The organism is Streptomyces sp. NPDC091387 (assembly GCF_044756945.1).
Lineage (GTDB): Bacteria > Actinomycetota > Actinomycetes > Streptomycetales > Streptomycetaceae > Streptomyces.
The window spans coordinates 238,838-257,660 of the sequence record NZ_JBIVTZ010000012.1 but is presented as its reverse complement, the minus strand read 5'-3'; the positions used below and the strand labels follow the sequence as shown (position 1 = coordinate 257,660).

At 70.4% G+C, this 18,823-nt stretch carries 22 protein-coding genes and 1 pseudogene; 9 read left to right on the top strand and 14 right to left on the bottom strand.

The window, feature by feature from the left end; translation table 11 throughout:
* Positions 1 to 138: 138 nt before the first annotated feature.
* From ACIQM0_RS25770 to ACIQM0_RS25745, 6 genes and pseudogenes are all read right to left on the bottom strand, one after another.
* Positions 139 to 327: pseudogene (locus ACIQM0_RS25770) on the bottom strand (aldo/keto reductase); the annotation flags it as partial.
* Positions 328 to 420: 93 nt separating this feature from the next.
* Entirely contained in the window at positions 421 to 1,212 is a 792-nt protein-coding gene (locus ACIQM0_RS25765) for an ABC transporter permease (RefSeq protein ID WP_401290730.1), read from the bottom strand.
* A complete protein-coding gene (locus ACIQM0_RS25760; protein ID WP_401290727.1) occupies positions 1,209 to 2,195 on the bottom strand; it encodes an ATP-binding cassette domain-containing protein in 987 nt (328 codons plus the stop codon). Before ACIQM0_RS25760 ends, ACIQM0_RS25765 begins: the two co-directional genes overlap by 4 nt.
* 260 nt (positions 2,196 to 2,455) lie before the next feature.
* Positions 2,456 to 2,887, bottom strand: a complete 432-nt coding sequence (locus ACIQM0_RS25755) for an SHOCT-like domain-containing protein (protein ID WP_401290724.1) — start codon at positions 2,885 to 2,887, stop codon at positions 2,456 to 2,458.
* A 20-nt stretch (positions 2,888 to 2,907) separates the two neighbouring features.
* Entirely contained in the window at positions 2,908 to 3,168 is a 261-nt protein-coding gene (locus ACIQM0_RS25750; RefSeq protein WP_401290721.1) for a hypothetical protein, read from the bottom strand.
* On the bottom strand, positions 3,165 to 3,527 hold the full coding sequence (locus tag ACIQM0_RS25745; RefSeq protein WP_401290719.1) for a DUF2089 domain-containing protein: 363 nt from the start codon (positions 3,525 to 3,527) through the stop codon (positions 3,165 to 3,167). The genes ACIQM0_RS25750 and ACIQM0_RS25745 overlap by 4 nt, the downstream gene beginning before the upstream one ends.
* Positions 3,528 to 3,706: 179 nt before the next feature.
* Between ACIQM0_RS25745 and ACIQM0_RS25740 the strand changes: the two genes are divergently transcribed.
* Complete coding sequence (locus ACIQM0_RS25740) at positions 3,707 to 4,492, top strand: SAM-dependent methyltransferase (protein ID WP_401290716.1); 786 nt, start codon at positions 3,707 to 3,709, stop codon at positions 4,490 to 4,492.
* Between the two features lie 63 nt (positions 4,493 to 4,555).
* Here the strand turns inward: ACIQM0_RS25740 and ACIQM0_RS25735 are convergent, their stop codons facing one another.
* Positions 4,556 to 5,047: a GNAT family N-acetyltransferase gene (locus ACIQM0_RS25735; protein ID WP_401290713.1), complete on the bottom strand. Its 492-nt coding sequence runs from the start codon at positions 5,045 to 5,047 to the stop codon at positions 4,556 to 4,558.
* 50 nt (positions 5,048 to 5,097) lie between these two features.
* Between ACIQM0_RS25735 and ACIQM0_RS25730 the strand changes: the two genes are divergently transcribed.
* On the top strand, positions 5,098 to 5,913 hold the full coding sequence (locus ACIQM0_RS25730) for an exodeoxyribonuclease III (RefSeq protein ID WP_401290711.1): 816 nt from the start codon (positions 5,098 to 5,100) through the stop codon (positions 5,911 to 5,913).
* Positions 5,914 to 5,922: 9 nt separating this feature from the next.
* Here the strand turns inward: ACIQM0_RS25730 and ACIQM0_RS25725 are convergent, their stop codons facing one another.
* Positions 5,923 to 6,567: a MerR family transcriptional regulator gene (locus ACIQM0_RS25725; protein ID WP_401290852.1), complete on the bottom strand. Its 645-nt coding sequence runs from the start codon at positions 6,565 to 6,567 to the stop codon at positions 5,923 to 5,925.
* Between the two features lie 196 nt (positions 6,568 to 6,763).
* On the opposite strand from ACIQM0_RS25725, the gene ACIQM0_RS25720 reads away from it, so the two are divergent.
* The 5 genes from ACIQM0_RS25720 to ACIQM0_RS25700 all read left to right on the top strand — a co-directional run bounded on the left by ACIQM0_RS25720 (position 6,764) and on the right by ACIQM0_RS25700 (position 11,017).
* Positions 6,764 to 8,284: a flavin-containing monooxygenase gene (locus ACIQM0_RS25720; RefSeq protein ID WP_401290709.1), complete on the top strand. Its 1,521-nt coding sequence runs from the start codon at positions 6,764 to 6,766 to the stop codon at positions 8,282 to 8,284.
* The gene (locus ACIQM0_RS25715) at positions 8,281 to 9,225 is read left to right on the top strand and encodes an alpha/beta fold hydrolase (RefSeq protein ID WP_401290706.1); all 945 of its coding nucleotides are present in this window, start codon (positions 8,281 to 8,283) and stop codon (positions 9,223 to 9,225) included. The genes ACIQM0_RS25720 and ACIQM0_RS25715 overlap by 4 nt, the downstream gene beginning before the upstream one ends.
* Positions 9,222 to 10,115, top strand: coding sequence for an SDR family oxidoreductase (locus ACIQM0_RS25710; RefSeq protein WP_401290704.1), 894 nt, complete (start codon positions 9,222 to 9,224; stop codon positions 10,113 to 10,115). The genes ACIQM0_RS25715 and ACIQM0_RS25710 overlap by 4 nt, the downstream gene beginning before the upstream one ends.
* Before the next feature lie 88 nt (positions 10,116 to 10,203).
* Positions 10,204 to 10,398, top strand: coding sequence for a hypothetical protein (locus ACIQM0_RS25705; RefSeq protein ID WP_363024058.1), 195 nt, complete (start codon positions 10,204 to 10,206; stop codon positions 10,396 to 10,398).
* Between the two features lie 193 nt (positions 10,399 to 10,591).
* On the top strand, positions 10,592 to 11,017 hold the full coding sequence (locus tag ACIQM0_RS25700) for a hypothetical protein (RefSeq protein WP_401290701.1): 426 nt from the start codon (positions 10,592 to 10,594) through the stop codon (positions 11,015 to 11,017).
* Positions 11,018 to 11,052: 35 nt separating this feature from the next.
* On the opposite strand, the gene ACIQM0_RS25695 is transcribed toward ACIQM0_RS25700, so the two are convergent.
* From ACIQM0_RS25695 to ACIQM0_RS25680, 4 genes are all read right to left on the bottom strand, one after another.
* A complete protein-coding gene (locus tag ACIQM0_RS25695; protein WP_401290699.1) occupies positions 11,053 to 11,394 on the bottom strand; it encodes a hypothetical protein in 342 nt (113 codons plus the stop codon).
* Positions 11,391 to 11,984 carry a DUF6232 family protein gene (locus ACIQM0_RS25690; protein ID WP_401290696.1) on the bottom strand — a complete coding sequence of 198 codons (594 nt, stop codon included), beginning with the start codon at positions 11,982 to 11,984 and terminating at the stop codon, positions 11,391 to 11,393. Before ACIQM0_RS25690 ends, ACIQM0_RS25695 begins: the two co-directional genes overlap by 4 nt.
* A gap of 251 nt (positions 11,985 to 12,235) precedes the next feature.
* Entirely contained in the window at positions 12,236 to 12,439 is a 204-nt protein-coding gene (locus ACIQM0_RS25685; RefSeq protein ID WP_401290694.1) for a DUF397 domain-containing protein, read from the bottom strand.
* Positions 12,396 to 13,274, bottom strand: coding sequence for a helix-turn-helix domain-containing protein (locus ACIQM0_RS25680; RefSeq protein ID WP_401290692.1), 879 nt, complete (start codon positions 13,272 to 13,274; stop codon positions 12,396 to 12,398). Before ACIQM0_RS25680 ends, ACIQM0_RS25685 begins: the two co-directional genes overlap by 44 nt.
* A 462-nt stretch (positions 13,275 to 13,736) precedes the next feature.
* Here ACIQM0_RS25680 and ACIQM0_RS25675 point away from each other — a divergent pair, with 462 nt between their 5' ends.
* Both ACIQM0_RS25675 and ACIQM0_RS25670 read left to right on the top strand, forming a co-directional pair.
* A complete protein-coding gene (locus ACIQM0_RS25675; RefSeq protein ID WP_401290689.1) occupies positions 13,737 to 13,973 on the top strand; it encodes a hypothetical protein in 237 nt (78 codons plus the stop codon).
* Positions 13,970 to 14,410: an ATP-binding protein gene (locus ACIQM0_RS25670; RefSeq protein ID WP_401290687.1), complete on the top strand. Its 441-nt coding sequence runs from the start codon at positions 13,970 to 13,972 to the stop codon at positions 14,408 to 14,410. Before ACIQM0_RS25675 ends, ACIQM0_RS25670 begins: the two co-directional genes overlap by 4 nt.
* 129 nt (positions 14,411 to 14,539) lie before the next feature.
* Here the strand turns inward: ACIQM0_RS25670 and ACIQM0_RS25665 are convergent, their stop codons facing one another.
* Positions 14,540 to 15,334, bottom strand: coding sequence for a DUF5707 domain-containing protein (locus tag ACIQM0_RS25665; RefSeq protein WP_401290684.1), 795 nt, complete (start codon positions 15,332 to 15,334; stop codon positions 14,540 to 14,542).
* Between the two features lie 128 nt (positions 15,335 to 15,462).
* Positions 15,463 to 18,735: a S41 family peptidase gene (locus tag ACIQM0_RS25660; RefSeq protein ID WP_401290681.1), complete on the bottom strand. Its 3,273-nt coding sequence runs from the start codon at positions 18,733 to 18,735 to the stop codon at positions 15,463 to 15,465.
* Positions 18,736 to 18,823: the final 88 nt, after the last annotated feature.

Sequence of the window (18,823 nt, the reverse complement as noted above, 5' to 3'; positions counted from 1 at the left end):
TGACCGATATCGAGGGGGTCGAAAGGCGGCCCCGCCCGAGGCGTCGGCAGGGGCCGCAGCCGCTGGGCTGGGGGTGGGGGCGCTGGGTTCGGTCGCGGCGTGGTTCCGGCGGGTCGTCGCCGCACCTCGCACCCACTCGTCGCGGACCGCCTTCGCCGACAGGCCCTCCAAGTTCTCGATGTAGCCGGTGCCGGGTGCGAGGGGCGCGGCGCCCAGTTTGGTGGCGATGACTATCTCGTCGCCGACGCCGCGGCTGCGCCGCCACTTCCCGAGCAGCCGCTCGCTCTGGCCGCCCAGGCCGCCGTCGACCCGGAAGGCGTAGTTGTCGGGGAGTGTGTCTGTTGAAGTGCGCTTCAAGACAAAGGGATTGGGGGGGTCTGCCCCTCGCGTCGTCGCGGTCGTGGTTCGTGTGGTGGCCCGCTACTTCGGGTCGCGGTTGAACAGCGAGGTGGACCAGCGGTAGCCGAGCACGATCAGGCCGATGCACCAGGCGACGGCGAGCCATCCGTTGTTGCCGATCCCGGTGCCGAGGAGCAGTCCTCGCAGGGTTTCGATGGCGGGGGTGAAGGGCTGGTACTCGGCGATCGGCTGGAACCAGCCGGGCATGGTGTCGGCCGGGATGAAGGCGCTGGAGATGAGCGGGAGGAGGATCAGCGGCATGGCCATGTTGCCGGCCGCCTCGGGGTTCGGGCCGGCCAGGCCCATCCCGATCGCGATCCAGGTGAGTGCGAGGGAGAACAGGGTGATCAGCCCGAACGCCGCGATCCACTCCAGGACGCCGGCGTCGGTGGAGCGGAAGCCGATGGCGACGGCTACGGCGCCGACGAGGATCACGCTCATCACCGACTGCAGGACGCTTCCGACGACGTGCCCGATGAGCAGAGAGCTCCGGTGGATCGCCATCGTGCGGAAGCGGGCGATGAGGCCCTCGGACATGTCCATGGAGATGTGCACCGCGGCCCCGATCACGGTGCTGCCGATGGTCATCAGCAGCAGGCCCGGGACGAGGTAGGCGATGTACGCGGAGCGGTCCGCGCCGCCGCCGCCGATGCCCGCGCTCATCACGTCGCCGAAGATGTAGACGAACAGGAGCAGCATCATGATCGGCGTGAGCAGCAGGTTCAGGGTCCCGGACGGGTAGCGCCACGCGTGCAGGAGGTTGCGGCGGAGCATGGTGCCGGAGTCGCGTGCGGCGAGGGTCAGGGTGCTCATCGGGCTGTCTCCTTGGGCTGGTCGGGGATGCCTGTGGTGCTGGTGAGGGCGAAGAACACGTCGTCGAGGTCGGGGGTGTGCACGGTCAGTTCGTCGGCCTCGATGCCGGCGGAGTCGAGGCGGTCGAGGATGGTGCGCAGCTCGCGCTGGCTGCCGTCGCTGGGGATCTGCAGTGACAGTGCCTCGTCGTCGCTGGTGGCGTCGGGGAGGGCGGGGGCGGCTGACCGGTACGCCGCCGGGTCGGTGAAGCGGAGGCGGACATGACCGCCGGGGACGAGCCGCTTGAGCTCGCCGGGGCTTCCCTCGGCGGCGATCCTGCCGTTGTTGAGTACGGCGATGCGGTCGGCGAGTTCGTCGGCCTCGTCCAGGTGCTGGGTGGTGAGGAGGACGGTGACTCCGTCGGCGACGAGTTCGCGGATGATGTTCCACGTGTTGTGGCGGCTGCGGGGGTCGAGGCCGGTGGTGGGTTCGTCGAGGAAGATGATCCGCGGGTCGCCGACCAGGGTCATGGCGATGTCGAGGCGGCGTTTCATGCCGCCCGAGTAGGTGGAGGCGGGCTTCTTCGCGGCGTCGGTGAGGTCGAAGCGCGCCAGGAGTTCGGCGGCGATCCGTCGCCCCTCGCCGCGGGAGAGGTGGTGCAGGTCCGCCATGAGGAGCATGTTCTCCTGGCCGGTGATCAGGCCGTCGACGGCGGAGAACTGACCGGTGACGCCGATCGTGGCCCGCACGGCCTGTGGTGATGTGGCGATGTCGTGGCCCGCGACCTGGGCCTGCCCCTCGTCGGCGGAGATGAGGGTGGAGAGGATCTTCACGGTGGTCGTCTTGCCGGCGCCGTTGGGCCCGAGCAGCGCGAACACGGACCCGGCCGGGATGCGCAGATCGATGCCGTCGAGGACGAGTCTGTCGTTGTACGACTTGCGCAGGCCGACGGCGGAGATGGCGGCCGGCGACTGCGGGCCACTCCCCAGGCTGGATGTGGGCATGACAGATAGAGGCATGGAGTTCTCCCGTACGAGACTGAAGTGACTCAGGGGATGGGCTGGTTGGCGGATCGGCGCGCAGGTGGTGCAGGCCCCCGGGGCGCGGTGACTTCGTGGGGGGTGGCGGTTTCACCGGATGCGCGGGACGGCGCGTCGGTTCGCGGGAAGTGCGGTACGCCGTCGCCGTACTCGGCCGCGGTGCTGCTCGCAGAGGAGAGGTGACTGTGGTGCTGCTCAGAGAAGAGAGGAGCGTGCCGACCGTGCTACTCGCAGAAGATCTGCACCTTGCCGCTGGGGTCGTCGACGTCGACGGTGACCTCGTCGAGGTGCTCGACGAGTTCCTCGAGGTGCTCCGGCTTGAGCTCGGTGAGGTCGATCGGCACCCCTGACCTGCGCAGTTCCGCGTTGGCCTTGGTGAGCGCCTGCGGCGGAAGGAGACTCGCGATGCGGACCCCCGCGCGCAGCAGTTGCAGCGGCACCTGGATGTTGATGCGGCTCGCCCCGTCGCCGCCGCCGTCGTCCTCCGAATTCACCACCACACGCAGGTACTTGGGCCGCACCTTCGGCCGGGGAACGGCTCCCTGCGGAGACTCGGGCTGTTGACGTTCGAGGGCGTCGATCAGCCGCTCGGCCTCGTCCGCGGTGACCTTGCCCTCGGCCAGCATCTGCAGGATCTGGCGACGCTGCTCGTTCATGGTTGTTCTCCCCTTCGGATTCATCTGACGCTTACCAGCACGGCCGTCGGGCCCTGCTCCAGCTCGAACCGGGTGCCGGGCAGCGCCCACAGCAGGTGTCCGGCGCAGCGCAGCGCGCCCAGCGGACTCACCCGGAAGACGCGGCATGTGACCAGCCCGCCCAGTACGGCGAGCAGCAGCAGCGGTGACAGCAGCACGGCCACCGGCAGCAGAGGGACGTACAGTCGCCGCCGCCGGCCGTCGGCGCGGCGGTAGCCCACCGTCACCAACTGCGGGATCACCGGATCCTCTCCAGCTCGGCCAGCGCCTCCTCGGCGCTGATCTCCCCCCGCTGCAGGCGGTCGACGACATCGGCTCCGGCGGGTGCCGGGTCGGTGTCGACGAAGTCGAGGTGTTCGGCGATCCGCTTCAGCCGGGACTTGACCGTCGGGTAGCTCACCCCGAAGATCCGCTCCATCTCCTTGATCGAGCCGTGCGACCGCACGAACGCGGCAACGAACACCTGGTCGTCGACGGCGAGCCGCGCCAGCTGCGGGGGCTCGAACTGCCCCTCGACCGCGACGCCGTTGTCGGCGAGCCGGACCCGCTCGACCACGAACGGCCGCCCCTGCGTCAGGTCCGTCAGTTCCTGCCAGTCCACCCTCGGCTCCTCACACTCGGTGATGCGCTCATGTTCATTTTTACCTTGAGTTTTTTAAGGCGTCAACGCGAAAAACTTAATTTCTATGATCCGGTCTGTGAGGATCGAGCCGCTCCGGTACGTCGCCTACGCTGAGCCTGCTCAGATGCACCCGTGATTCCCGTACAGAGGAGCGTCCTGTGACGGCCGGCATACCCCATCCGCGGATCGACACCAGCAAGCCTCACCCCGCGCGCGTCTACGACTGGCTGCTGGGCGGCAAGGACAACTATCCGGTCGATCAGCAGGTGGCGGAGAAACTGCCGGAGGCGGCGCGGGGCAACGCGGCGCGCAACCGGGCGTTCATGCACCGGGCGTCGGCCTGGCTGGCGCGGGGCGGGATCGACCAGTTCCTCGACATCGGCACCGGGATTCCCACGGAGCCCAATCTCCACCAGATCGTCCAGGCGATCACGCCGGCGGCCCGGATCGTGTACGCGGACAACGACCCGATCGTGCTGCGTCACGCGGAGGCGCTGCTCGTCAGCACCCCCGAAGGGGCCACGGACTACCTGGACGCCGATGTGCGGGAGCCGGAGGTGATCCTCGAACGGGCCCGCGAGCTACTGGACTTCGACCGGCCCGTCGCCCTGTCGCTCATCGCGCTGATGCACTTCCTGCCGGACGGCCAGGACCCGTACGGCATCACCCGCACCCTGGTCGACGCGCTCGCGCCGGGCAGCTTCCTGGTGCTCTCGCACGGCACCGCCGATCAGCATCCGGAGCTCAGGCAGGAGACCGAGACGGCGTACCGGAAGGGCGCCATCGCGCTGCGGATGCGTACGCGTGCCGAGGTGGAGCGGTTCTTCGAGGGGCTGGAACTCGTCGAACCCGGACTCGTCCCGGCGACCGAGTGGTACCGCGAGGAGCCGGCGCCGGTCGTGGAGCGCAGCGGGTTCTACGTGGGTGTCGCCCGGGTCCGGTAGCGACCCGGGGCGGTTGCGGCAGGCGTCCGGACCGGGTCCATCGGGTCCGGTCGGCACCGGGTCTCAGGCGGTCGTGTCCCGCAGCGGCTTGGCGTAGCAGCGGCTGTTCTCGTAGTCCCGGTAGTGGCCGAACTTCTCGCAGAGCTCGTAGCCGCTGGAGGCGTACAGGGCGATGGCCTCGGGCTGCTTGTCGCCGGTCTCCAGGACCATGCGCAGGCGGCCGGCCGCGCGGGCGTCGGCCTCCAGGGCGGCCAGGATGCGGCGGGCCAGGCCGTTGCCGCGCCCCTCGGGTATCACGTACATCCGCTTCAGCTCGGCGTCCCCGTCCGAGTACCCCTCGGCGTTCCGCTCCTGCGAGCGCCAGCCGCCGGTGGCGACCGGGCCGTCCGACGCGTCGTAGGCGATCAGGTACAGGCCGTGCGGCGGCTCGAACATCGTGGCGTCCAGCGGTGTGACATCGCCCTCGTCCCCGTAGCGCTCGGCGTATTCGAGCTGCACGCGATCGTTGAGTTTGACGGCATCGGGGTGATCGAAGGCACGGGTGTGGATATTCATGCAAATCATGGTACATGTATGCGGGCCCCGGATGTCGGTATCGTGCCGGGATGCTCACTGTGACCTCCGTGAATGTAAACGGTCTCCGCGCCGCCGCCAAGAAGGGCTTCGTCGAGTGGCTGGCGCGGACCGACGCCGATGTGATCTGCCTCCAGGAGGTGCGCGCCGAGCCGGAGCAGCTGCCCGCGGAGGTGCGTGAGCCCGAGGGCTGGCACACCGTCCACGCGCCGGCGGCCGCCAAGGGCCGGGCCGGGGTCTCGCTCTACTCGCGCCGGGCGCCCGAGCGGGTGCAGATCGGCTTCGGCGCCTTCGGCGGCGCCGGGAGCGAGGAGTTCGACGCGAGCGGCCGGTACGTCGAGATCGACCTGCCGGGCGTCACGGTCGCGAGCCTGTATCTGCCCTCCGGCGAGGTCGGCACGGAGAAGCAGGAGGAGAAGGAGCGCTTCATGGCGCTCTTCCTGCCCTACCTGACCGGGCTGAGGGCGCGGGCCGCCGCCGAGGGCCGCGAGGTGGTGGTCTGCGGTGACTGGAACATCGCCCACCAGGAGGCCGACCTCAAGAACTGGAAGGGCAACAAGAAGAACTCCGGCTTCCTCCCCGAGGAGCGGGAGTGGATGACCCGGGTCTTCGGGGAGGCCGCGTACGTCGACGTCGTGCGGTCCCTGCACCCGGACGTCGAGGGGCCGTACTCGTGGTGGTCCTACCGCGGGCGCGCCTTCGACAACGACACCGGCTGGCGCATCGACTACCAGGTGGCCACCCCGGGACTGGCCGCCCGCGCGGTCAAGGCGTGGGTCGAACGGGCCGCCACGCACGCCGAGCGCTGGAGCGACCACGCGCCGGTGACGGTGGTGTACGAGCAGTAGGAGCGGGACCTACGTCGTCGGCGGCCGCGCCGCCTCCGCGTCGCGGCGCAGCCGCCGGTCCAGGGCCATGGAGAGTTCCGCGTCCACCACCGCGCGGGCCAGCGGCCGCAGCTGGGGTGGTTCCTCCTCCTCGCTGTGCTCGCGCAGGGTCGCGACGAAGAGGTCGGCGAGGGCGTCCGCGTGTTCGCGGACCCGGCGGCCGGAGGCGAGGACCGTGGCGAGCGGGACCCCCTCCCGCACCAGTTCGGCCGACACCTCCAGGAGGCGGCGGCTGATGTGCACGATCTCGTCGCCGTCCGTGCCGAGGTAGCCCAGTTCCATGGCCGCCGCCAGGTTCTCCGGGGTGGACTCGCCCTCGAAGTAGTCCGCGAGCTGTTCGGGCGTGAGCCGGACCGGGGTCTCCTCGGTCGGTTCGCCCAGGCCCAGCACCTCGGCGACATCGCGGCCGCTCTCGAAGGTGCGGGCGAGGTCGGCGATGCCGGTGAGGGTGTGGCCGCGCTCCAGCAGGCCCGTGATGGTGCGCAGCCGGGCCAGGTGGTGGTCGTCGTACCAGGCGATGCGGCCCTCGCGGCGCGGCGGCGAGATCAGGCCGCGTTCCCGGTAGAAGCGCAGGGTCCGGACGGGGATGCCGGCCTCCTTGGCCAGCTCCTCCATGCGGTATTCGCGGTGCTTGCGTCCGTCAGCCACCCCCGCACCCTACCGGCCTGCCCCGCTGGGGAACCCGCTTGTTGTACCGCCGGTAACTTTCCCCCGCCGCACCCCTACCCATCGGTACGGGCCTGCTCTAGTCTCCCAACTGTGCCAGTGATTGCTGGCAGAGTCGTGTGACGTACCGCGGGGAGGCGGCAGCATGGCCCAGCACGAACATGTACGAGTGGCGGTGATCGGATCCGGATTCGGGGGCCTCGGGGCCGCCGTCCGGCTCCGCCGCGAAGGCATCACCGATTTCGTGATCCTGGAACGCGCCGGTTCCGTCGGTGGCACCTGGCGCGACAACAGCTATCCGGGCTGCGCCTGCGACGTACCGTCCCACCTCTACTCGTTCTCGTTCGCCCCCAACCCCGAGTGGCCGCGCACCTTCTCCGGGCAGGAGCACATCCGCGCCTATCTGGAGCACGTCGCGGACACCTTCGGACTGCGTCCGCACCTCAGGCTGAACCATGAGGTGACGAAGATGCGCTGGGACGGGGACGAGCTGCACTGGGTCATCGAGAGCGCGAACGGCACGACGGTCCTCGCCGATGTCGTCGTCTCCGCGACCGGCCCGCTCTCCGACCCGAAGACGCCGGACATCCCCGGGCTCGCGGACTTCCCCGGCAAGGTCTTCCACTCCGCCCGCTGGGACCACGACGCGGACCTGGCCGGCAAGCGCGTCGCGATGATCGGCACCGGCGCCTCCGCGATCCAGATCGTGCCGTCGATCCAGCCGAAGGCCGCGAAGCTCACACTGTTCCAGCGCACCCCGCCGTGGGTCATGCCGCGGATGGACCGGCAGATCAGCGGCGCCGAGCGCTGGCTGCACCGCACCCTGCCCTTCACCGGCACCGCCCGCCGCGGACTGCTCTGGGGCATCAGGGAGTTGCAGGTCAGCGCCTTCACCAAGCACCCGGACCAGCTGGGCCTGGTCGAGCGGATAGCCAAGTCCAACATGGCGCGCGCCATCAAGGACCCGGCGCTGCGGGCCAAGCTGACCCCCTCGTACCGCATCGGCTGCAAGCGCATCCTGCTCTCCAGCGCCTACTACCCGGCGCTCGCCCAGCCCAATGTGGACGTCGTCGCCTCCGGCCTGAGCGAGGTGCGCGGTTCGACCGTCGTCGCCTCCGACGGTACGGAGGCCGAGGTCGACGCGATCGTCTTCGGCACCGGCTTCCACGTCACCGACATGCCGATCGCCGAACGCGTGGTGGGCGCGCAGGGTGACACGCTCGCCGAGTCGTGGAAGGGCGGCATGCAGGCGCTGCGCGGCGCGAGCGCGGCCGGCTTCCCCAACTGGATGACGATCATCGGCCCCAACACGGGCCTGGGCAACTCCTCGATGATCCTCATGATCGAGGCCCAGCTGGACTACATGGCCGACTACCTCCGCCAACTGGACGTGCTGGGCGGCCGCGTCGCACTGGACGCACGGCCCTCGGCCGTCGGGTCCTGGAACCGCCGCGTCCAGGAGCGGATGAAGCGCACGGTCTGGAACACCGGCGGCTGCACCAGCTGGTACCTGGACGCCAACGGGCGCAACACCACCGTCTGGCCCGGCACCACCGCCGAGTTCCGCAGGGCGACGCGGACGGTCGACATCACGGAGTACCAGGTCGTACGGGTGCCCGCGCAGCGGGACGCGAAGCAGGCCGTCGCCGAGGAGGTCGCCGGATGAGCCGCCCCCTGAGCGGCCGGAACACCCGGCCCGTGCCCGTACGCGAACTGATGGCCGTCTCCGCCGACGGCTCCCGCGTACACATAGAGGTGCACGGACAGGACGGCGCCCCCGCGGTGCTCCTCTCCCACGGCTGGACCTGCAACACCGGCTTCTGGGACGCCCAGATCCGGGACCTGGCCGTCGACCACCGCGTCATCGCCTACGACCAGCGCGGCCACGGCACCTCGCCCGCGGCCGGCCCCGGCGGATACACCACCGACGCTCTCGCCGACGACCTCGAAGCGGTCCTCGCCGCCACGCTGGAATCGGGCGAGAAGGCCGTACTCGTGGGGCACTCCATGGGCGGCATGACGATGATGGCCGCCTCCCGCCGGACCGGGCTGCGCGAGCACGCGGCCGCCATACTGCTGTGCAGCACCGGCAGTTCGCGGCTGATCTCCGAATCGCGGGTCCTGCCCCTGCGGGCCGGCGCGGTCCGGACCCGGATGACGCGGGCGATCCTCGGTGCGCGGGCACCGCTCGGACCGGTCACTCCGCTCTCCCGACGCATCCTCAAGTACGCGACGATGGGAGCGGGTTCGGCCCCGGACCGGGTCGACACCTGCGCCCGGATCGTGCACGCCTGCCCCCGTGGCGCCCGGGTCGCCTGGGGCCATGTCCTCGCGGAGCTCGATCTCGAAGAGGGCGTACGGGAGCTGCGGGTACCCACCGCGGTGATCGCGGGTGCGGAGGACCGGCTGACGCCGCCCGTCCACGCCCGCGCCCTCGCGGCGGCGCTCCCCGACTGCCTCGGTCTCACCGAGCTGGTGGGGCTGGGACACATGACTCCGGTGGAGGCGCCGGAGGCGGTCACGGCGAAAATACGGGAACTGGTGACCGCGTGCCTCCAGGTGCGCGGAACGGCCGAAGTCGAGAGCAAGGAAGAGGAGGTCGCATGAGCGGCAGGCACAGTCTCCAAGGGCAGGTCGTCGTCGTCACGGGCGCGGCGCGCGGCGTGGGCGAGCTGCTGGCCCGCAAGCTCTCGGCGCGCGGCGCGACACTGGCACTGGTCGGCCTGGAGCCGGACGAGCTGAAGAAGGTCTCGGAACGGCTGCACGGCGAGAGCGACCACTGGCACGCGGACGTCACCGACCACGAGGCGATGGCCCGGGTCGCGCAGGAGGTCAAGGCCAGGTTCGGCAAGATCGACGTGGTCGTCGCCAACGCGGGCGTCGCCTCGGGCGGCCCCTTCGTCGACTCCGACCCGGTGGCCTGGCGGCGGGTCATCGAGGTCAACCTGATCGGCGGCGCGGTCACCGGCCGGGCGTTCCTGCCGATCCTCATGGAGAGCCGCGGCTACTTCCTCCAGATCGCCTCCCTCGCCGCGATGACCCCGGCGCCGATGATGACCGCGTACTGCGCGTCCAAGTCGGGCGTCGAGGCGTTCGCCCACAGCCTGCGCGCGGAGGTCGGACACCGGGGGGTGAAGGTCGGCGTCGGCTACCTCTCCTGGACCGACACGGACATGGTGCGCGGCGCCGACGAGGACGACGTCATGCGCGAGCTGCGGCAGCGGCTGCCCTGGCCGACGAACCGGACGTACCCGCTCGGCCCGGCCGTCGACCGGATAGTGGCCGGTATCGAGCGCCGCTCCGCGCATGTGTACGCACAGTGGTGGCTGCGCGGCATGCAGTCCGTACGGGGCTACCTGCCGACGTTGATCGGCGTCGTCGGCCAGCGCGAGATGCGGAGGTTCGGCTCGCGGCTGGAGGGGGTCGGCACGGGGCTCGTCGGTGCGGGCGGTGCCGCTGACCAGGACGAACGGGCGGCGCGCACACAGCGTAAATGATCGAAATGCGGTGAATGCCCGGTCGTGTAAGTCTGGTCGGGGCCCTTACCGGGCCGTCCCCCACGCATCCCACCGAGGAGTGAACAGCATGGGCATCGCCGACCAGTTCAAGGACAAGGCGCAGGAGCTCGCCGACCAGGCGCAGAAGAAGATGAAGGACGGCAAGGGCGACGGCCAGGACCGTTCGCAGGACGCGTCCGAGCGGGCCTCCGACGCGTCCGAGCAGGGTCGCGACAAGGCCAGGGGTGCGGCGGACGACCTCCGCGAGAAGTTCGACCGCTGACGGCTGCGGCCGCGTGTGAGTGACGTGTGTGGAGGGGCGTGCCCGGGTTCGTTCCGGGTGCGCCCCTTTCGCGTGCGCCTTGCCGGAATCAGGAAGGCCGCCCGGCCCGTCGACTGCCGTGCTCCGCGGATGACGTGCGACGTCCGGGCGGGCCATCATTTCGGCCGGGACGGCCCTTGACGTCGAGGTCCGCGTGAAGCAGGAGAGCGAGGCGCGGATGGCCGGTATCCAGACCGATGCGCTCGACACGTTCGGAGCGCTGTTCGCGGCGGTCGTGGGGCTGGGCTGCGCGGGGTGGGGAGGACGCACCCTGCTCAGGCCGCACCGGTCGCCGGAATCGTTCGGGGGACCCGCGTGGGGTGCCCGCGCCGGGGGCGCCGCCTACGTGGTGCTCGGCATCTGCCTGGCCGTCCGGATGCTCGCGAAGCTGTACGGCAAGGATCCGGACTGGCCGATGACCGTAACGGTCTTCGTCGCCTCGCCGCTCCTGATCTGCGCGTTCACCGCGGCGTACGTGTCCCGCCGGCGGGCGCGCCGACGCGGCGAGGCCGTCCGCCCGGGACGCCACAAGCGACGCGCCCGTGCGCCACGGCCCACCCGGAGGATCAGCCCGCCCTGACACGGTCCTCGCGCTGACCCTCGCGGGTGAGGTCGTCAGCTCAGCAGCGCGAGCAGCCGCCCCACCGCCTCCGCGGCGGGCCGGCCCACCTCGCCGACCGTGGCCGCGATCTGCGCGACGGATGCCAGGACCATGCCGCGCTCACGCAGTGCGCTCCGGTCGGGAGTGAGCTCGGGCAGCGCGCCCTCGACCGTCCGGGCCTGGGCCGGGGTGAGGTGCGGGCGCAGCTCCTGGAGGAATCGGGTGAGCTCCTCGACAGCGGTACGGAGCTCGTCGTTCCCGGCGGCGCCGCCGGCGGTGCCGTTGTTGATGCCGATGTTCCCGCGGCCGCCGTTCATGTTGACCACGGGTCCGTAGTAGTTCGACGCGTCGCTCATAGCTTGAATCCCGTGTTCTCCCGGCCGCCGTTCATGTTGACGACAGGGCCGTAGTTGTTCGTGCTGTTGTTGAACTGCCGCACGATCGCGGTGAACTCGGCTTCCGGGTGGTCGATCGCGTACACGATCTGTCCGGCGATCTGCTGTAGCTCTTCCATGCTCTTCAGGGTCACGATCACCTTGGCGCCGCTGTTCATCACGACGACCAGCACCGGCTTCGCCGACGTGATCAGATCCTTGATGGCGACGACCAGGAGGATCGGGACGGCGATGAGCAGGAAGATGCCGCTCAGGCGCTGCCGGAAGTCGCTGTTATTCGGGAAGTTGATCGCGCCGAAGATCGGGACGACGATGATCAGCCATTGCACGAGGGTGCTGACGACCCTGCCCCAGTCGTGCTTGAGCCTGAACGCGTCGACCCAGGTGATGTTGTGCAGCGGGACGGCCGCCGGCCCCACCCACAGCGTCCGTCGGCTGACCTTGAGGACCAGGGGGTCTCCCCTGCGGTGAGGCTTATTGCTCCCTCCGGGGTTCTGGAGGTGTCCCGGTACCACCGAACCGGGCTGGAGGGGCCGTGCCTGCGGCGGCATGGGGGGAACCGACGGCCGTGGAGGAGGTAGGCGTGGCGGCTCGGGCGGTGGTGTGTTGACGGGTCCGGTGTCGTCCATGGCTCCCCCTTGTGGTCGTCAGTCCCACCCCCATACCCCGGGAGCACCATCAAGCGCCCGCGGGGAGTCGCGAGGCGAGGAGGAAGTCGCCAAATCACCTGAGTTTGGCCGGTAGTTGACGTGCCGGGACCCCATGGGGGCAGGCGGGGGCCGGCTGCGGTCCGCGAGGGCGCTCAGGATGCCTTGACGGACTCCACGAAGGGCGCCCAGGCGGCGGCGTGCACGATGAGCGCCGGGCCGTCGGGGCGCTTGGAGTCGCGTACGGGGACGAGGCCGGGGAGGCCGACTGCGACTTCTAGGCAGTTGCCGCCGGAGGTGTTGCTGTGGCTACTCCTACGCCAGATCACGGAACTTGGGCTGATTGCGTTGCGCACCATTTCGATAGTCCTCTGCAGCCGCTTCGATCATGGTGAGGGATAGATTCGGCGACAAGGAAGTGGCCTTGAGGAGATCGTAGGACCTCCGATACTGCTTCACGATTCCCGGATCGTCGATCGTGTTTCCGTGGTGCTGACCCTCCGTGTAGAAGAGCGGGGGAGCATCTGCGAAGTCCAGCAGCATAGCCGTGCCCAGCATGAGGGCGTGTGCTCCGGTGTTCCACGGAAGGATCTGCGTAACGATCCTCCCGTCCTTGGCGAGCGTGCTGACGTGTTCGAGCTGTTCTGCCATCTGTTGCGGCGGCAGGATCGGCATCCACAGCAGGGCCTCGGGCAGGATGACCCAGTACTGCGGAGTTCGGCGGTTGCTCTCGAAAAGCTGTGATCGTTCTAGCCGCGCATTTACTCGCGCGTCGATCTCCTCAGCAAGTGTTGATGTCCGCTCGGCCCGGAACAGAGCGCGGACGTACGGCTCTGTCTGGAGCAGACCAGGGAAGACCGTAGGTGACCACTCGTCGATGACCTCGGCGTGCTTCTCGGTTTCCAGCACGCGCTCGAAATATTGCGCGTGCCCCCTGCGCCTGGCCTTCCGCACGTCCTCGCACCGTCGCTCGAAGAACCCGTCCGTCCCCAGCACCCGGTCCACATGCCGTGCCAGCTCCACCGGCATGCGTCGATGCCCGTGCTCGATCTCGCTCAGGTACGTGATGCCGAAGAAGCTGCCGTCCACCAGCTTCTCCAGGGTCAGGCCCGCCTGCTCCCGTTTGAAGCGCAGCTCGTTCCCGTAGAACTGCGGGACTCCCGCCGAGCCGTCGATCTCCTTGCGTGTGGCCACCGTTGACCGCCTTTCGCGCTGCGCTCCGTGGAGCGGTGATCCCCTCCACGGTAGGGGCCCGTACGGCGGCGCGTGAGGGGTTCGTCACAGTAAGCAACGAACGGTGTACGCCCGAGGCCTACTCGTCCGTCTTGTTCACCTTGTCGAGGCGCCACCCGGCCATTCCCGTGGCTCCTGCCATCCGGTCACCGTCGATCCTGACCGTCTCCACCGACGCCGTCAGGCGCTGTCGCAACACCGCTCCGTCGCACGCGAGGGTTCGGCGAGGTGCGTCCCTGTCCGACGCGGACCGCCGACAGTTCATGCGCATGCCCGCGGTGTCGGCCGAGATCCGTCGCCACGCCGACGCGTGCCCCTTTCGCGCTGCGCTCTGTGGAGCGGTAGTCCCTTCCACGGTCGACGTCCGTGCGGCAGCGTGTGGGGTGTTCGTCACAGTCAGCAACGAAAGGTGTACGCCTCCTCATGGACGAGATCATGGACGAGATCAGGGACGACTCACCCACGTACGACATCGTCGAGGACATCGACGCGCTGCGCGCCGCGCTCGCCGCGCACGGCATCACGCTGCCGTCGCTCGGCGTCGATCCGTTGACGTTCGCCGGGTGGACGAAGCATCCACCGCTGGTCGCGCTCGGCAACTGCACGGTGGTGACCGCGCGGCGGCTGACCGAGGCGCTGCGCGCGGCGGCCGGGGGATGACGCCGCTGCCGCTCACCGTGGACCTGCTCGCCGTGCCGAAGGCCGTACCGGAGATGCGGGCGATACTCCGGGAGCAGTACTGGGGTGCGGATTCGCCTGATCTTGCCCTCTGCGTCAGCGAGTTGCTGACCAACGTCATCGTGCACATCGGCGAGGGGACGCCCGTCACGCTCCGCGTCAGTGGTACGAGCGCCGGCCGCATCCGCGTGGAGCTGAGCGATCCCGCGCCCGGCGTCTGGCCGGCCATACGGATCGCGGCGAGCGGTGACGAGTGCGGGCGCGGGCTGCTGCTCGTGGACGCGTTGGCGCTGCGGTGGGGCGTGGAGCAGGGGCCGTACGGGAAGACGGTGTGGTGCGAGCTGCGGGCACCGGCGGGCCCAAGTGGGTTGCGGAGCGGGAGGCATACCTCGGCCGGAAGACGCTCCCGGGGCAGGTGACGACGCGTGGGCCCTGCCCCGGGCCGGATTCCCCGGAGCGGGCGGCCAGGCCGACCGTGGCAGGCGCTGCGTCGAGCATGGCAGCGGCTGGCCGTGTCCTTCCGGACGTCGGCGCGGTCCTCCGTGGGGTTACTTCACGTCGACGTAGTCCACCGCGGAGGAGACCGCCGGGGTCGTGGGCGTGCCTGCGAAGGAGTAGCGGAAGTAGCCGTCCGCCGTGGCCTTCGTCGTTGTCCGCAGGTTGCCCTTGCCGTCCGTCGTGACGGTCTTGAGGGTCTTGTAAGTGGTTGTGCCCTTCTTCTTGAACTGGAGCTTCACCGGCTGCTTGGTGTAGCCCGCGTACTTGTAGGTCTCCCAGTTGGCACGGGTCAGCGCGCCGGTGACGGTGATCGTCCTGTTCTTCTTCACCGGTTCCGGCGAGGCGTTGACGGTCAGTTTGGAGTTGCGCAGGACCTTCACCTTCGCGGCGGAGTCCTTGCCGATGTAGTCGCCGTCGTTGCCCAGGGCGTAGGCGCTCACGGTCCAGGTTCCGGCGGTGGTGTTGTCCTGGGGGTGGATGCGCGGGTTCATTTTCAGGGTGTAGGTGCAGGTCGTCGTGGTGGGCTTCGGGGTCACGCACTTACCCTCGTCCGGGTTGGCGCCCACGAGACCCCAGGGGTCGCCGGTCGGCTTGTGGATGGGGCCGTGCCACATGACCGGGAACGTCTTTCCCACCTCGATGCCCGAGTCGTCCGTGGCGGTCACCGCGATGGTGAAGCTCTTCACATCCGTAGTCCCCAGGACGATGTTCTTCCCGCCGTTGACGACCACTTTCGTGAGCGTGATGTTGCCCGAGACCTCATCCGCCTGCGCGGCCCCCGGGATCGCGAGCGCGGACAGGACGAGTGCCCCGGCGAAGGCTGCCAGGGTGGTGCGGTGACGCATGAAGGCGTTCCCCAAGTTTCAGCACCTCGGTGATGTCCCGAGGCGGAGCCGACGATGCCCACCCGGTATGCGGATGGCGTCGGATACGACCATCGGGCCACGGGAATGGTTGCCCCCGAACGGTCTCCCTACCGCGGCGGCAGCGGCGGCCGCCTCAGGTTCGGGGCGCCCTCGTACGTCGGTGGGCTCGCCGGGGGACTGGCGGCCAGCAGGTCCAGGGCCATCCAGACCGCGTCGTCCAGCACCGCGTGGCGTCCCTCCGCCCAGTCCAGGGGGGTGCGCAGGGCCTCCACGTCGGGGGAGACGCCGTGGTTCTCCACCGACCAGCCGTAGGCGTCGAACCACGCGGCGTTCATCGGGACCGTGATCACCGTGCCGTCGCCCAGTTGGTGGCGGCCGGTCATGCCGACCACGCCGCCCCAGGTGCGCTGGCCCACCACCGGGCCCAGCTTCAGCAGGCGGAACGCGGCGGTGATCATGTCGCCGTCGGAGGAGGTCGCCTCGTCGGCCAGGGCGACCACCGGGCCGCGGGGGGCGTTCGAGGCGTAACTGACGGGCTGGGCGTTGCGGGTGAGGTCCCAGCCGAGGATCGTGCGGGTGAGTTTCTCGACGACGAGTTCGCTGATGTGGCCGCCCGCGTTGCCGCGTACGTCCACGATCAGGGCCGGGCGGGAGACCTCCAGGCGCAGGTCCCGGTTGAACTGGGCCCAGCCGGAGCCGCCCATGTCGGGGATGTGGAGGTAGCCGCAGCGGCCGCCGCTCACCTCCCGTACGACCTCGCGGCGCTTGGCCACCCAGTCCTGGTAGCGCAGCGGGCGTTCGTCGACCAGCGGGACGATCGCGACCCGGCGGGAGCGGCCCTCGCTCTCGGCCGGCCTGAAGGTCAGCTCGACCGTGGTGCCGCCCGCGGCGGACAGGAGCGGGTAGGGGCCGGCGACCGGGTCCACCGGGCGGCCGTCGACATGGGTGAGGACCGCGCCCTCCCTGATGCCCGTACCGGCCAGTGGGGAGCGGGCCTTGGAGTCCGAGGAGTCGCCGGGCAGGATGCGCTGGACGGTCCAGGCGCCGTCCCGGCACACCAGGTTCGCGCCGAGCAGGCCCATCGCGCGCTGGTAGTGGGGCGGGCCCTCGTTGCGGCGGGCGGGGGCGACGTAGGCGTGCGAGGTGCCTAGTTCGCCCAGGACCTCGCGCAGGAGATCGGCGAACTCGTCCGGGGTGGCGACCCGTTCGACCAGCGGGCGGTACTGGTCCAGGATCGCGTCCCAGTCGATGCCGCACATGTCCGGCTCCCAGAAGTAGGAGCGGATGATGCGCCCGGCCTCGCCGTACGCGCCCCGCCACTCCGCCGCCGGGTCCACCTCGTGCAGGATGCGGCGCAGGTCCAGGTAGACCGTGGAGTCGTTGTCGCCCGGCTCGTTCGCGGGGACGGCGCGCAGCTCGCCGTCGTCCATCACGACCAGCCGGGAGGCGTCGCCGCTGACGGCGAACCAGTCGAGGTGGCTGACGAGTTCGGTCCTCTTCGCCTTGGCGATGCTGAAGTGCTCCAGCGTCGGCCGGCCCGACATGTCCGCCGGGTTGGCGAACGTCTCGCCGAGCGCGCCGGAGATCGGCCAGCGCAGCCAGACCAGTCCGCCGCCGCTGACCGGGTACAGCGCCGAGTACTTGGAGGCGGAGACCGGGAACGGCGTGACCCGGTTCTCCAGGCCCTCGAACTCGACGGTGACCGTGGACCCCTCCGACGCACCCGCCTCCACCGGGTCGAGGCCGCCCGCGGCGGGCCGGCCGTCGGGGGAGAGCGCGAAGGGGGAGGGGGTCGCGGAGGAGAGCGGGACCAGGTACGGGCGGCAGCCGAGCGGGAAGGAGAGGTCGCCGGTGTGCACGTCGTACACCGGGTCGAAGCCGCGCCAGGACAGGAACGCGAGATAGCGGCCGTCGCCCGTGAAGACGGGGTTCTCGTCCTCGAAGCGGCCGTTGGTGACATCGACGACCACGGGGGAGTCGGCGCCCATGATCCGGGCGAGTTTGATCTGCCGCAGCGAGCGGCCGATGCCGGGGTGCGACCAGGTCAGCCAGGCCCCGTCCGGGGAGAACGCCAGATCGCGGACCGGGCCGTTGAGGGAGCGGATCAGTTCGACGGGTTCGCCGGTGCCGTCCTCCGCGGTGTCCAGGAGGAGCAGCCGGCCGTCGTGCGAGGCCATCGCGAGCGTCTCGCCGTCCGCGTCCGCGATCAGCTCCTGGACCCGGCCGACCTGGCCGGAGGCGAGCCGGCGCGGGGCGCGGTCGCCGCTGGCACGCGGCAGGTAGGCGATCTCGATCGCGTCCTCGCCCGCCGCGTCCGTCACGTACGCCACCTGGCCGCCGCTGCCGAGCATCTCCGGCAGCCGCACCCGTACGCCCGGGGTGTCGGCGATGGTGCGGGCGGGGCCGTCGCGGTGGGTGAGCCAGTACAGGCTGCCGCGTACCGATACGGCGCTGGCCCGGCCGGTCTCGTCCACGGAGAGCGAGTCGACATGGCTGGCGGCCGGCACCTGGCACGCGCGCCGGCCGGCGCGCTGGCCGCCGAGCCGTACCTCCAGCCTGCGGGGGACCGCGCCGGGCGACTCCAGGTCGTCGGCCAGCCACAGCTCGCCCGCGCACTGGTAGACGACCCGCCGTCCGTCGCTGGAGGCGTGCCGGGCGTAGAACGCGTCGTGGTCGCTGTGGCGGCGCAGGTCGGTGCCGTCGGGGAGGCAGGAGTAGAGGTTGCCGACGCCCTCGTGGTCGGAGAGGAAGGCGATCCGGCCGGCGACGAACATCGGCGAGGCGAGGTGTCCGCCGATGTCCGGGAGCAGCCGCTCGCCGTGCAGCCACAGGCGTCCCGTCGCCCCGCCCCGGTACCGCTTCCAGGCGGCCGGCTCGTGCGGCGGGGTGCCGGAGAGCAGCAGGGTGCGGCGCTCGCCCGCGATGTCAGCGACGGCGATGTCGGAGACCGGGCCCCAGGGCAGCCGGCCGCCGGGGCTGCCGTCCGTGGGCACGCTGTAGGCCCAGGAGAAGTACGAGAACGGCTGCCGGTGCGAGGAGACGGCGAGGATCTGCGCGGCGTCGCCGTCGTCCGGGGTCCAGCCGCAGACCCGGGCGTCCGTCGAACCCCAGTAGGTGAGCCGGCGGGCCGGGCCGCCGGTGACGGGCGCGAGATGGATCTCGGGGTCGAAGCTGCGCCAGGTCGTGTACGCGATCCGGGTCCCGTCGGGGGAGAAGCGGGGGTGGCTGACCCTGGTGCGGTCGACGGTCACCCGCCAGGCCCGTCCGGGCCGGTCGCCCTCGGGGACGAGGGGGGCGACCCAGAGATCGTCCTCCGCGGCGAAGCAGAGCAGATCCTCGTGGAGGTGCGGGAACCGGAGATACGAGACGTCGTCACTCACCCCCCAATGCTTTCCGTGCACGGGGGCGGCGGCAACTTGGGGTGCCGTTGACGAGCGGGGAACCAGGTGCCAAGTAACCCGTGAGTAA

Coding starts and splice junctions, on each gene's coding strand:
- ACIQM0_RS25705 (WP_363024058.1), top strand. CDS start 10,204: ATGGGCATCGCCGACCAGTTCAAGGACAAGGCGCAGGAGCTCGCCGAC.
- ACIQM0_RS25735 (WP_401290713.1), bottom strand. CDS start 5,047: ATGAATATCCACACCCGTGCCTTCGATCACCCCGATGCCGTCAAACTC.
- ACIQM0_RS25725 (WP_401290852.1), bottom strand. CDS start 6,567: ATGGAGGAGCTGGCCAAGGAGGCCGGCATCCCCGTCCGGACCCTGCGC.
- ACIQM0_RS25730 (WP_401290711.1), top strand. CDS start 5,098: ATGCTCACTGTGACCTCCGTGAATGTAAACGGTCTCCGCGCCGCCGCC.
- ACIQM0_RS25665 (WP_401290684.1), bottom strand. CDS start 15,334: ATGCGTCACCGCACCACCCTGGCAGCCTTCGCCGGGGCACTCGTCCTG.
- ACIQM0_RS25675 (WP_401290689.1), top strand. CDS start 13,737: ATGGACGAGATCATGGACGAGATCAGGGACGACTCACCCACGTACGAC.
- ACIQM0_RS25710 (WP_401290704.1), top strand. CDS start 9,222: ATGAGCGGCAGGCACAGTCTCCAAGGGCAGGTCGTCGTCGTCACGGGC.
- ACIQM0_RS25760 (WP_401290727.1), bottom strand. CDS start 2,195: ATGCCCACATCCAGCCTGGGGAGTGGCCCGCAGTCGCCGGCCGCCATC.
- ACIQM0_RS25685 (WP_401290694.1), bottom strand. CDS start 12,439: ATGGTGCGCAACGCAATCAGCCCAAGTTCCGTGATCTGGCGTAGGAGT.
- ACIQM0_RS25765 (WP_401290730.1), bottom strand. CDS start 1,212: ATGAGCACCCTGACCCTCGCCGCACGCGACTCCGGCACCATGCTCCGC.
- ACIQM0_RS25715 (WP_401290706.1), top strand. CDS start 8,281: ATGAGCCGCCCCCTGAGCGGCCGGAACACCCGGCCCGTGCCCGTACGC.
- ACIQM0_RS25670 (WP_401290687.1), top strand. CDS start 13,970: ATGACGCCGCTGCCGCTCACCGTGGACCTGCTCGCCGTGCCGAAGGCC.
- ACIQM0_RS25720 (WP_401290709.1), top strand. CDS start 6,764: ATGGCCCAGCACGAACATGTACGAGTGGCGGTGATCGGATCCGGATTC.
- ACIQM0_RS25690 (WP_401290696.1), bottom strand. CDS start 11,984: ATGCCGCCGCAGGCACGGCCCCTCCAGCCCGGTTCGGTGGTACCGGGA.
- ACIQM0_RS25695 (WP_401290699.1), bottom strand. CDS start 11,394: ATGAGCGACGCGTCGAACTACTACGGACCCGTGGTCAACATGAACGGC.
- ACIQM0_RS25755 (WP_401290724.1), bottom strand. CDS start 2,887: ATGAACGAGCAGCGTCGCCAGATCCTGCAGATGCTGGCCGAGGGCAAG.